The 12,406-nt window shown below is 48.7% G+C and carries 10 protein-coding genes; 1 reads left to right on the top strand and 9 read right to left on the bottom strand.

Going from position 1 to position 12,406, the window contains the following annotated elements:
• Window positions 1-96 precede the first annotated feature (96 nt).
• The 7 genes from argH to argC all read right to left on the bottom strand — a co-directional run bounded on the left by argH (window position 97) and on the right by argC (window position 8,544).
• The gene (gene argH, locus ACXHJ1_RS09390) at window positions 97-1,509 is read right to left on the bottom strand and encodes an argininosuccinate lyase (RefSeq protein ID WP_016822943.1); all 1,413 of its coding nucleotides are present in this window, start codon (window positions 1,507-1,509) and stop codon (window positions 97-99) included.
• Window positions 1,510-1,595: 86 nt separating this feature from the next.
• Window positions 1,596-2,831, bottom strand: a complete 1,236-nt coding sequence (locus tag ACXHJ1_RS09385) for an argininosuccinate synthase (RefSeq protein ID WP_457905997.1) — start codon at window positions 2,829-2,831, stop codon at window positions 1,596-1,598.
• A gap of 51 nt (window positions 2,832-2,882) precedes the next feature.
• Entirely contained in the window at window positions 2,883-3,839 is a 957-nt protein-coding gene (gene argF / locus ACXHJ1_RS09380; RefSeq protein ID WP_457905996.1) for an ornithine carbamoyltransferase, read from the bottom strand.
• A 48-nt stretch (window positions 3,840-3,887) separates the two neighbouring features.
• Window positions 3,888-5,150, bottom strand: coding sequence for an acetylornithine transaminase (locus tag ACXHJ1_RS09375; protein WP_457905995.1), 1,263 nt, complete (start codon window positions 5,148-5,150; stop codon window positions 3,888-3,890).
• Between the two features lie 52 nt (window positions 5,151-5,202).
• Window positions 5,203-6,042, bottom strand: coding sequence for an acetylglutamate kinase (argB, locus tag ACXHJ1_RS09370; protein ID WP_102998478.1), 840 nt, complete (start codon window positions 6,040-6,042; stop codon window positions 5,203-5,205).
• A 118-nt stretch (window positions 6,043-6,160) separates the two neighbouring features.
• Window positions 6,161-7,387 (bottom strand): bifunctional glutamate N-acetyltransferase/amino-acid acetyltransferase ArgJ, encoded by a 1,227-nt coding sequence (argJ, locus tag ACXHJ1_RS09365; protein ID WP_340865744.1) that lies wholly within the window; start codon window positions 7,385-7,387, stop codon window positions 6,161-6,163.
• A gap of 107 nt (window positions 7,388-7,494) precedes the next feature.
• On the bottom strand, window positions 7,495-8,544 hold the full coding sequence (gene argC / locus ACXHJ1_RS09360) for an N-acetyl-gamma-glutamyl-phosphate reductase (RefSeq protein WP_016822938.1): 1,050 nt from the start codon (window positions 8,542-8,544) through the stop codon (window positions 7,495-7,497).
• Between the two features lie 378 nt (window positions 8,545-8,922).
• Here argC and ACXHJ1_RS09355 point away from each other — a divergent pair, with 378 nt between their 5' ends.
• Complete coding sequence (locus ACXHJ1_RS09355) at window positions 8,923-9,810, top strand: SMP-30/gluconolactonase/LRE family protein (RefSeq protein ID WP_457905994.1); 888 nt, start codon at window positions 8,923-8,925, stop codon at window positions 9,808-9,810.
• Between the two features lie 93 nt (window positions 9,811-9,903).
• Here ACXHJ1_RS09355 and ACXHJ1_RS09350 read toward each other — a convergent pair whose 3' ends face one another.
• Window positions 9,904-10,803, bottom strand: a complete 900-nt coding sequence (locus ACXHJ1_RS09350; RefSeq protein WP_277508296.1) for a YitT family protein — start codon at window positions 10,801-10,803, stop codon at window positions 9,904-9,906.
• Window positions 10,804-10,899: 96 nt separating this feature from the next.
• Window positions 10,900-12,013 (bottom strand): peptide chain release factor 2 gene (gene prfB, locus ACXHJ1_RS09345; RefSeq protein WP_457905993.1). Its coding sequence is split into 2 segments (ribosomal slippage): window positions 10,900-11,940 and window positions 11,942-12,013, totalling 1,113 coding nucleotides; the frame shifts between segments, so codons are not numbered across the junction.
• Window positions 12,014-12,406: the final 393 nt, after the last annotated feature.

Here is a 12,406-nt window from a genome sequence, read left to right as displayed (position 1 = left end):
ACGGTGCCTTTGAGAACATAGCTGGCAAATATTCTTAAAATCTGATTTTACACAGCATCCCGTTGCTGTGCAAGAGAATAATTATTTCTTTACAGATTAATTTTTTGGCTTATGATTTTCAAACCATGTTGACGTGTTCACTAGAAGCTGTTCACTGCGTCCAATGGCTGCCTGCACCTGACCGGTGGCGGTTCCACCATACACATTCCGAGCATTGACTACCGCTTCTGGTTGAAGCACCTCATAAATACGCTCGTCGAACAGATCCGAAAACTGCTGGAATTCATCCAGTTTCAGATCAAGCAAATACTTGCCCTGCTGGATGCAATACAGCACCGTTTTGCCGATAACCTCATGGGCCTGACGGAACGGAAGCCCCTTGCCGACCAGGAAGTCCGCAATATCCGTTGCGTTGGAGAAATCCTGGTTGACCGCTTGACGCATGCGATCCTTGTTCACCTTCATCGTAGCGATCATCGGAGCGAACAATTGCAAGGCTCCCTCCAGCGTAGCAACCGTATCGAACATCCCTTCCTTGTCCTCCTGCATATCCTTGTTGTATGCCAGTGGCAAGGACTTCAGTACTGTCAGCAGACCAACGAGGTTTCCATAGACACGCCCGGTTTTGCCACGTACTAACTCCGGTACATCCGGGTTTTTCTTCTGTGGCATAATGCTGCTGCCTGTGCAGAAAGCATCATCCAGCTCGACAAAACCAAACTCCGTGCTGCTCCATAGCACCAGTTCTTCACTCAGACGGGACAAATGCGTCATAATCAGCGAGGCCCCGGCCAAAAACTCTACGATAAAGTCCCGATCACTAACAGCGTCCAGGCTATTTTCATAGACGCCATCAAAACCGAGCTGCTCAGCTACAAAATGACGATCAATCGGGAAAGTGGTTCCAGCCAATGCCCCAGCCCCGAGCGGCAACACATTGATGCGCTTGTAGCTGTCCTTGAGTCGGTCAATATCACGCTCTAGCATAGACACATACGCTAGCAAGTGATGCGCGAACAAAATAGGCTGCGCACGCTGCAAGTGTGTGTATCCAGGCACTATTGTGTCCAGATTGTCCTTGGCCTGCCCAATTAATGCAACTTGTACATCATGCAGCATACCTACCAGCGATACCACACGTCCGCGCAAATACAAGTGCATATCCGTTGCCACCTGATCGTTACGACTGCGTCCAGTGTGCAGCTTACCGCCGACCGGACCAATGGCCTCGATCAGGTTTTTTTCAATATTCATGTGAATATCCTCGTCCGAAACGGAAAATTCAATTTCCCCACGGCGGATACGCTCCAGAACGGTGTGCAGTCCTCCCTTGATCGTGTCCGCATCCTCCTGCGGAATAATACCGCATTTGCCCAGCATGGCCACATGAGCCAAACTACCTTGAATATCTTCTTCCGCCAACGCCTGATCAAACTCAATAGAAGCCGTATATTCCTCTACCAGCTTGTTCGTTTGCTTTGTAAACCGTCCGCCCCATAGCTTACTCATTGCATGATCCCCTCTCTGCAATAACAAGCCGCCCTCGTCGTTTGGACAAGAACGGCCCGCATTCCGTACATTTTTTTGATTACATCTTATTTATGATTTTGTGTTACGCCCGCATTTACCTTCAAACGCAAAGCATTCAAGCGGATAAAGCCTGTGGCATCGCCTTGGTCGTAGGCTTGCGTCGGATCAGCTTCCATGGTTGCAATGTCTGGGTTGTACAAGCTAACCGGACTTTTAACGCCTGCACCGATAATATTGCCCTTGTACAGCTTCACGCGCACCGTACCACTGACATTTTTCTGACTCTCATGAACCAGTGCCTGTAAAGCAACACGTTCCGGCGCGAACCAGAATCCATTGTACACCAAGGTAGCATAACGGGTAATCAGGCTATCACGCAGATTCATAACCTCGCGATCCATTGTGATGGACTCCATTTTGCGGTGAGCTGTGAACAGGATTGTACCACCTGGCGTCTCATAGACTCCGCGGCTCTTCATACCCACAAAACGGTTCTCCACCATATCTACGCGTCCGATTCCATGCTTGCCGCCCAGTTCATTCAGCTTTTCCATCACTTGCAGCGGAGTTAGCTGTTCACCGTTCAAAGCGACGCAGTTGCCTGCTTTAAATTCCAGCTCCAAATATTCTGCTTCATCAGGCGCGTCCTCAGGCGCGTTACTAAGCAAGAACATTTCTTTATTTTCAGGAGCGCTCGGATCAAACCAAGGGTCCTCCAGCACGCCGCTTTCATAGCTGATATGCAGCAGGTTGCGGTCCATGGAGTACGGCTTGGCTGCAGAAGCGGTTACCGGAATACCGTGTTTTTCCGCATAGGCAATCATTTCTGCCCGGCCCGGGAACTGGTTGCGGAACTCTTCCAGCCGCCAAGGTGCAATGACTTGGATGTCCGGCGTTAGCGCCGCCGCGTTCAGCTCGAAGCGCACCTGATCGTTGCCTTTGCCTGTTGCGCCGTGGGCAATGGCTGTTGCTCCCTCGGCAATCGCAATATCGACCATCCGCTTAGCGATCAATGGACGTGCAATACTCGTTCCGAGCAAATATTGCCCTTCATATAAAGCACCCGCCTGAAACATCGGGTAAATAAAATCCTTGGCGAATTCATCACGCAGATCATCGATGTACACTTTGGAAGCTCCCGTAGCGAGTGCTTTTTCCTCCAAACCGTCCAGTTCTTCCTTTTGTCCGATATCTGCGGTAAATGTGATAATCTCAGCATCATAGGTTTCCTTGAGCCATTTCAGAATGACCGACGTATCCAGACCGCCGGAATATGCGAGTACGATTTTTTCTTTTGCCATTGTTGAAGTCCTCCCCGAATGCTTATACCTCTATCTTCTTTACGATCAACTTTATCCCATTAAAGCAACTAGCAACGCTTTTTGTGCATGTAGGCGGTTTTCCGCTTCATCAAAAATGACCGAATTGGGACCGTCGATTACTCCTGCACTCACTTCTTCCCCACGATGCGCAGGTAGACAGTGCAGGAATAAATAATCTGGCTTGGCGAGCTTAACCAGCTCCTCATTCACCTGGAAGTCGGCAAAAGCAAGCTCACGCTCCTTCTGCTCTTCCTCAAAGCCCATGCTTGCCCACACGTCTGTGTAGATCGCATCGGCATCTTTTACTGCTTCCTGCGGACTTTGCGTGATAACAATTTCACTACCTGTCTGTTTGGCAATCTCACGGGAAACCGCGACCACACTCGGGTCAGGCTCGTATCCAGCTGGACTTGCAATGGAGACATGCACTCCGAGCTTCGCTCCACCAATTAAGAGGGAATGCGCCATATTGTTACCGTCTCCGACGTAAGCCAGTTTGAGTCCTTTCAGCTTACCCTTTTGCTCATATAAGGTTTGATAATCAGCCAGCACCTGACACGGATGCGCCAAATCGCTCAAACCATTAATCACAGGAACGGATGCATAACGCGCTAACTCTACGACATTATCGTGCCCAAAGGTACGAATCATAATGCCATCCAGATAACGTGACATCACTTGGGCCATGTCGCTAATCGGCTCTCCGCGTCCCAGTTGAATATCATTTTTGCTGAGGAAAAGGGCATGCCCGCCCAATTGATACATACCGACTTCAAAGGATACCCGTGTGCGTGTGGAGGATTTTTCGAAAATCAGCCCAAGTGTTTTCCCCTTCAGCGGCTGATAAGCTTCTCCGTTTTTGTGCTTACGCTTAATTTCAACGGCGAGATCAATTAAATACTGGATTTCCTCTGGCGAGTAGTCGTCCAGCTCTAGAAAGTCCCGTCCTTTCAAATTCACCTGTTGCAGTGCGCCGCCCTGGCTCATGCGATCCTCTCCTTTTACACTCTAATCTCGGATGCTTCTGGCTCTAAACTAAGATACGTGCTCCCGAATCAATTCAGCAATCCATGCTACAGCCTGATCTATTTCGTCTTTCGTTACATACAGGTTAGGCAACAAGCGAATCACGTTCGGTCCTGCTGTAATGAACAGAATGCCCTTCTTCTGTCCTGCCAAAACAAGCTCTACTACCGGCTCCGCACACTCAATCCCGACCATCAGACCTTTTCCGCGGATATCCTGGACAAAAGGAATATCTGCAAGCTGCTTTTGCAGACTCTGGAAGAGATAATCTCCCATTTCGGCAGCGCGTTCTGGCAGCTTGTCATCAATAATTGTTTCAACGGTCGCTTGAACTGCTGCCATAGCAAGCGGTGTACCCCCGAACGTAGAACCATGACTGCCCGCTGTGAACGCTTCACGCAAATATTCTTTGCCTAGCATTGCACCGACCGAAAAGCCACTGCCCAGTCCTTTCGCCAATGTAAAAATATCCGGCTCAATCCCATAATGCTCAAAGGAAAACAGCTTACCTGTCCGTCCCATACCTGTTTGCACCTCGTCAATGATCAGCAGCAATCCATGTTCCTGGCACAGCTGGGTAATCACGTCTACGAAAGCAGGGTCTACCGGATACATGCCACCTTCGGCCTGCACCATTTCCAGCATAATTGCCGCTGTATTCTCATTGATCGCTGCTTCGAGCGCAGCCTGATCATGAAGCGGAACGCTTTTGAATCCGGCGGGAAGCGGTAAAAAGCCTTCTTTCACTTTGTCCTGACCCGTAGCAGTCAAGGTTGCCAGCGTCCGTCCGTGGAAGGATTGCGTGAACGTAATGATTTCATAGCGACCGGTCTGCTTCACCTTCTGGTGGTAACGACGCGCCAGCTTAATGGCAGCTTCGTTCGCTTCAGCTCCGCTATTGCAGAAGAACACCGCATCTGCGCTACTATTAGCTGTCAGCAAGGCCGCGGCCCGTTCCTGACCAGGAATATGAAACAGATTGGATACATGCCACAGTTCATCGATCTGCTTTTTCAACCGCTCCGCTACAGCTTGAGGCGCATGGCCTAGATTGGTAACAGCAATACCTGACATAAAATCAAGATAACGTTTGCCCTGATCATCCCACAGCCAGCTTCCTTGTCCTTTCACCAGTGTAAGCGGGTATCTTGCGTAGTTTGGAAAAAGAGAGCTATCTGCCTGCGTTTTTGCCGTCCCCTTTTGCGCTTGCGCTCCGCTTCCATTCGTACTTGGCATTTCCTCGCTCACCAGCGTATTCGGTTCCTTACTCATGTCGTTCACGCCCCTTTATCGTTTGGTTATATAGGTTGAGCATATATTGCAATTACTGCATGCGCACAATGCGTGTTCCAATCGATTCTCCGCCCAGCACACGGCTGAGTACTTGCGGTTCGCTGCCGTCTACAATGACGACTTCCTTCACTTTTCCATGAATGCAGGCAATAGCCGCTCTCACTTTCGGGATCATACCACCGTAGATTTCACCCGTGCTGATCATATCTTCAATTTCCTGTATGGTGATCGACTCCAGAACCTTCTTCTCTACACCATTCTTTTTCAAAATACCGGGTACATCCGTCACAACAATCATTCGACTGACGCCGAGATGAGAAGCCACCGCGCCCGCCGCTGTATCGGCATTAATGTTATAACGCTGACCGGATCGATCAATGCCAATAGGCGCAATAACTGGCATATAGCTCATGTCCAGCACACCGGTAATAATCGAAGCTTGAACAGATGTTACCTCTCCGACCCAGCCGACCTCTGCGGCATTCGGCACAGGCTTTGCTTCAATTAAATAGCCATCACTGCCCGACAAGCCCAGCGCTCGCCCTCCGTGCATCCCTATTCTGCGAACAATCTGCTTGTTAATGCTGCCTGCCAGCACCATTTCCACGACATCCAACACGGGTTCAGTCGTTTTACGCAACCCGTGAATGAACTCCGTTTCGATTCCCAGCTTCGCCAAATTGTCAGAGATCGCAGGCCCGCCGCCATGTACAATGACTGGTTGAAGGCCTTCCGACTGCAGACGGGCCAAGTCGTCAAAAAAGGAATCAGGCAACGCAGCCAGCGTACTTCCTCCGCATTTCATCACAAAATTACGACGTGCCAGTCCCGCTTGTTTCGCTTGATCCGCGTGTCCCACTGCCGATTGCATATCATCTCTCCTTTTCTCCTCTGCACAATTTTGTGCGATTTTCAAATGATGCGAAAAACTATATCCGCTCACTTCTTCTATTAACTATTAAAAATCCATCCGTATTTAAATCTGGTATCTATGTCCGATAAGCCGCATTAATCCGCACATAATCATAGGTTAGGTCACAGCCCCATGCTGTAGCCATTCCGTTCCCGTGATGCAAGTCAACGATAATTTGCACCGTATCTCCACGCAAATAGGAAAGCGCCTCGGCTTCATCAAAAGCAACTGGACTTGATTGGCTCAACACCACAATATCGCCCAAACGGATGTCTACCGTATCTGGATTGACCGGTTCTCCAGCACGTCCGACGGCTGCAATAATTCGTCCCCAGTTGGCGTCTGCGCCAAAAACGGCTGACTTCACCAGACTGGACCCAATTACGGTCTTGGCTATCGCCTGGGCAGAAGCATCGCTTACCGCTCCGCTTACGGACACCTCTACCAGTTTCGTAGCACCTTCCCCGTCACGGGCAATCGCCTTCGCCAGCTCCCGGCAAATATAAGTGAATGCCTCGGCAAAAGCCCCCCAATCAGGATGCTCTGCGTTCAACTCGCTGTTGCCTGCCAGTCCGCTTGCCATAGCGATTAGCATATCGTTCGTGCTGGTATCCCCATCGACCGTAATCATATTAAAGCTAGTATCCGTGGCCTGCTTTAATAGTTGATGAAGAGCCGTCTGCCCGATGACTGCATCACAAGTCATGAAAGCGAGCATGGTTGCCATATTCGGATGAATCATACCCGATCCTTTTGCCGCCCCGGCGATGTGCACGGTCACACCGTCCACTTCAACTGACACGCATGCTTCCTTTTTAACCAAATCCGTTGTCAGAATGGCTTGGCTAAATTGCTCCGCTCCATCGTTTGCCTCGCTCATCCTCTCAGGTAGTGACGATATACCGCCAAGCACACGATCCATTTTCAGATGCTCACCAATTACACCCGTCGAAGCAACGGCTACATCGCTCTCTGCCACACCCAGTTCACGAGCAGCGGCCGAACGCATAGCGTAAGCGTCCTGCTCCCCTTGCTGTCCTGTACAGGCATTGGCGTTCCCGCTGTTCACTACTATCGCCTGCAATCGACCGTTTGTCAGGCTCTCACGAGTCACCTTCAGCGGTGCAGCCTGAAAAACATTGGTGGTGTACACCGCAGCAGCTGTCGCCTCTACCTCACAGCGAATCGCGCCGATATCGTTGCGGTTCGTATTTTTCAATCCACAGTGCAATCCCCCGGCTGTAAAGCCACGCGGAGTTACGATGTTGCCCCCATGTACGACTGTAAACCCTAATTTGCCCATAATTATGTGCCCTCGCCCGCATTATAAGGAATGAATGGCAGCTGGACGCTTGCGTTCTCAAGCCTGCCCGCTGTCGTTCTCCTGTACCTGTTGCGTTTACGTGCTACTTACGGATATACCGGTATGAAGCCCAGCCCGAGGTTCTCCTCCCATCCCATCATTAAATTTAAATTCTGAATCGCCTGCCCAGCGGCACCCTTCACAACATTATCAATGACAGAAATAATCGTAAGACGCCCAGTACGGGCATCTGCTGCAAAACCGATGTCGCAGTAGTTCGAACCAAATACTTCTTTTGTTGCCGGCCATATACCTTCGCCACGTACACGGACAAAAGGATGGCCTTTATAATAATCCCGGTATAACCCGATAAGGTCCTGATCCGTATGATCACCTTTCAACGTGACATAAATTGTACTCATGATTCCTCGCGTCATAGGCACCAGCTGTGTCGTAAACGTAATCGTAACGTCCTCGCCCGCAACATCACCCAATACCTGTTCGATCTCAGGGATATGTTGGTGCTTATTCACCTTATAAGCCTTAAAATTCTCATTCATCTCCGCATAATGTGAAACAAGACTTGTTCCCCGACCGGAGCCGGATACCCCGGATTTGGCATCCACAATCAGTGACCGATGGTCAATCCAATCTGCCTTTAAGGCAGGAATAATTCCCAATAGTGTTGCCGTGGGATAGCAGCCTGGATTCGAAATAAAAGAAACACCAGCAAGCTTTTCTGCATACACCTCGCTGAGTCCGTAAACGGCTTGCTTGAGATACTCGGGTGAAGCCGCAGGCTTTTTGTACCATGCTTCATACGCTTCCCCGCTTCGGAGCCTAAAGTCCCCGGAAAGGTCAATCACCTTCAGTCCGACATCCAGAAGCTGTGGCACTAATTTGGTGCTAACGCCTGATGGCGTAGCTGTGAAAACCAGATCAGCCTTGGCAGCAATTTCATGGATATCAACACCGTCCAAATCCTGCACCACAATATCCGTCAGATGTGGAAACCCATCACTAATCGGGACACCCGCGCTGGACGAAGAAATAACAGATACAATCTCCACCTGCGGATGATGAACCAAAAATCGAATCAGCTCCACTCCGCCATATCCAGTGGAACCGACAATTGCTACCTTTAGCTTGCTGCTCACAGACCTTCCTCCATTCCGTCCCTATGAAATATGTATTATTATACGACTCTATTCATATAAATACAACACCTCATGTCATGTTATTCCTCCAAATTTAAAATATGCACTCTTGCCCATTCTTTTGGCTGCCAAGCTGTACAGGCTACAATTAAGGAAAACAAAAAAGACAGACCCCCTTGCGAATCTAGTCTTCTATTTTGCATAAGAAAAGGAGCGTTCCCTTTATATATTATCTTGTATATTGGTATTCATCCGGTTTATACATTTGCTGCACTTATGTATTCGTTGGACATTGAATAGGGTATAAAGAGTGAGTATGTACGAAAATAAACCTATACGTTAGGGGTGCTACACATCAAAACATATACAGCGAATTTAGTGATAGATGCTAAAGCCAAGTTAGGCGAGGGTCCCAGTTGGGATCATCAGTCGCAACGTTTATTTTGGGTCGATATTGAGGGTTTTCAATTACACATTTACGTTCCATCTACAGGCACAGATCGTACCATAGATGTGGGCGAACATATTAGTGCAGTTGTACCTTATCTTAAAAATAAAGTAATCGCGGCCATGATCAGCGGTCTATACTGTTTGGATATTGAAACAGGAGCCAAAGTATTGATCCACGATCCTGAGGAAGGTAGATCAGGAAATCGATTTAATGATGGTAAATGTGATCCTGCCGGACGTTTTTTGGCAGGAACCATGAGTTTAAACGGCGAACGAGCGCAAGGAGCATTGTATAACTTGAGCACAAAGGGAAGCGTCTCCTTACTGATCGATAAAGCTTCCACATCTAATGGCTTAGCCTGGAGCTCAGATCATCGTACCATGTATTATATCGATACTCCGACCTTGGAGGTGGTCTCCTTCGATTACGATGTGACACAGGGCACGATTAGGAATAAGCAACTGGTGGCTAGATTGGATGAAAGTGAAGGATATCCAGATGGCATGACCATCGATGCAGAGGGCATGTTGTGGATCGCGCGTTGGGGCGGTAAACGTGTTTCTCGTATCCATCCTGTTCAGGGAGAAGTAATTGCTGAGGTTTCACTTCCAGTCAATTGTGTGACTTCATGTGCTTTTGGCGGTGAACATCTGGATGAGTTGTATATCACAACTGCTCAAGATGGCGATAATACCGATCAACCACTAGCAGGCGGTTTATTTATGGTCAAAACCGGAGTAAAAGGAGTACCGACCTCATATTTTAATCAAGGACAAGCAGCAGATTGGCTTGATCTGTTACCAAAAAAGGCTTGATAAAGCTGTTCTGAAAAGAGAAAAGCCCACTACATCAGTGGGCTCTCCTACATTGATTCAGTTAAGAGCAAGCGTCCAGAAGGCTACATTATGCTAGCCTTCCCTTTTGAACCCTTCACCCAATACCTCACGTGTATTACTAATAATCACAAAAGCTTCCGGGTCTACCAAGCGAACGAGCGTTTTGAGGCGGGTTACCTCGTTTTGCCCGACTACAACCATAAGTACAGGACGTTCTTCGTTCGTGTAACCCCCCCGTCCTGCAAGCTCTGTCAAACCCCGATCCAAATCCTGTAAAATAGTTTGCGTGATCTTTTCCTTTTGATTGGATATGATGTAAGCCACTTTGGAGTAGCCTAATCCCATTTCTACAGCATCAATAACCTTGCCGGTTACAAACAAGCCAATCAATGCATACAGAGCTCGCTCCGGCGATAGGGCGAAACCAGCTAGCGTGATTACCGTGCCATCCATCAGCATGACACAAAGGGAAAGGCTAAAACCGGTATACTTTTGAATAATCTGCGCCAAAATAGCCAGTCCACCCGTCGAGCCTCTGCCCCGAAACACAGTGCCCAAGCCCAATCCTACTCCGATTCCACCATACAGCGAAGCCAGCAACGGATTGGTTGTCGGGACTGCCCAATCCTTCGTCACATAAACAAATAGTGGCAGCATGATGCTGCCCAGCAGGGAACGCAAGCCATACTTTTTTCCTAACAGCAGTACTCCTGCTATAAATAACGGAATATTCATTCCCCACTGCGTATAGGCCGGTTCCAGGCCAAACAGGTCCTCGCCCAAGATAGACAGGCCAGATACACCCCCGGATGCAATCCGGTTGGGAAGCAAGAACATGTTAAAGGTCAACGCTGTAATGAAGGAGCCGAGTATAATTAGCAAAACATCGGTCACGTTACGCGCTGGTCCACTGGCGGCAATCAGAGGCTTACGCCTTCTTCGGCGGGCAGTGGGAGGGTTCAATTGAGACATCATTCACGTTCTCCTTTAATAAAAATACCGTCACACAAAAATTCCTACAGGCCGCAGGCACGTAGACTGCGGTTCTGTAGGAAAACGTACAGACAATTATTCTGCGTCCAGCTTAATTTGGCTGCGCAGGTAACCATCGATGAATGGATCGAGATCGCCATCCATCACAGCCCCGACGTTGCCAGTTTCCACGCTGGTACGGTGATCCTTAACCATGCTATATGGATGGAACACGTAGGAGCGAATTTGGCTGCCCCATGCAATGTCGGACTGTTCACCACGGATTTCGTCCAATTGCTGCTGTTGTTCTTCAATCTTGCGCTCGTAGAGCTTGGAGCGAAGCATCGTCATCGCACGTTCACGGTTTTTGATCTGGGAACGTTCATTTTGACAAGTCACGACAATACCGGTAGGCAAATGCGTAATCCGAACAGCTGAGTCGGTCGTATTAATATGCTGACCACCTGCACCGCTGGCCCGGTACGTATCAATTTTAAGATCTTCCGTGCGGATCTCAATATCCACATCATCCGCAATTTCCGGTACTACATCACAAGACACGAACGATGTATGTCGACGACCGGAGGAGTCAAATGGAGAGATACGAACAAGCCGATGTACACCTTTCTCCGCCTTGAGATAACCGTAGGCATTGTAGCCTTTGATCAACAGGGTTACACTCTTAATCCCCGCTTCATCACCTGCCAAATAATCCAGGGTCTCCACCTTGAAGCCTCGTTTTTCTCCCCAGCGTGTATACATACGCAGCAGCATTTGTCCCCAGTCCTGAGACTCGGTACCGCCTGCCCCCGGGTGCAGCTCCAGAATAGCATTAAGCTTGTCATAGGGCTGATTTAAAAGCAATTGCAGCTCAAATTCCTCCAGCTTGCTCAGCAGGGATTTGATACTGTTTTCAACTTCTCCAGCCAGCGATTCATCGCCTTCCTCTTCAGCCAGCTCAACCATCATACCTGCATCTTCATATTCCTGACGCAGCTGTTCATAGCTGTCCACAGAAGATTTCACAGCATTCATTTCAGCAATTACGCCTTGGGCCTTTTCGTTATCATCCCAAAAATCAGGTGCTGCCATCTTTTCCTCAAAGTTCGCGATCATTTCCTGTTTGAGATCTAAGTCAAAGAGACCCCCTAAGGTTTGTTAGTTTCTTGCCTATTTCTCGTAAATCATGTTTTACACTTGGATCAATCATGATGTCATTCTCCTTTTAATATAGGGTTAGGGGGAGTAAAAGCGTTTTGAGTTACGGCTGGGTAAGAGACGCTGCGCGAATGATTTGATCTTACGATCGCTGACGCTTCTCCAGATTCAAATCCTCCGCTTCGCTCCCGACCGCCGTAAAGTCAAACTGCTTTTACATAACCGGCTCTGATTATGTGAGCCAGATCAACTACGGAATTGACTGACAAATAAGCAGAGACTTGCTTATTTGTCATAATTGTTTAAAAAGAATTGAGAGCAATCTAGCCATTCACCAATGTTCAGACTGATCCTCCAACAGAAAAGCTATAAGTTGAAGACATCAGTGTCGTCCCCTGATGGCACAAAATGGCCGACGGTCAGTGGTTGAACTGCCGCCTGCCAT

This window comes from Paenibacillus sp. ALE2 (assembly GCF_054113385.1).
This window is presented reverse-complemented; position numbering and strand designations above follow the sequence as displayed.

Excerpts from the sequence above, each read along its gene's own strand:
- argH (WP_016822943.1), bottom strand. The coding sequence starts at position 1,509 with ATGAGTAAGCTATGGGGCGGACGGTTTACAAAGCAAACGAACAAGCTG.
- ACXHJ1_RS09385 (WP_457905997.1), bottom strand. The coding sequence starts at position 2,831 with ATGGCAAAAGAAAAAATCGTACTCGCATATTCCGGCGGTCTGGATACG.
- argF (WP_457905996.1), bottom strand. The coding sequence starts at position 3,839 with ATGAGCCAGGGCGGCGCACTGCAACAGGTGAATTTGAAAGGACGGGAC.
- ACXHJ1_RS09375 (WP_457905995.1), bottom strand. The coding sequence starts at position 5,150 with ATGAGTAAGGAACCGAATACGCTGGTGAGCGAGGAAATGCCAAGTACG.
- argB (WP_102998478.1), bottom strand. The coding sequence starts at position 6,042 with ATGCAATCGGCAGTGGGACACGCGGATCAAGCGAAACAAGCGGGACTG.
- argJ (WP_340865744.1), bottom strand. The coding sequence starts at position 7,387 with ATGGGCAAATTAGGGTTTACAGTCGTACATGGGGGCAACATCGTAACT.
- ACXHJ1_RS09350 (WP_277508296.1), bottom strand. The coding sequence starts at position 10,803 with ATGTCTCAATTGAACCCTCCCACTGCCCGCCGAAGAAGGCGTAAGCCT.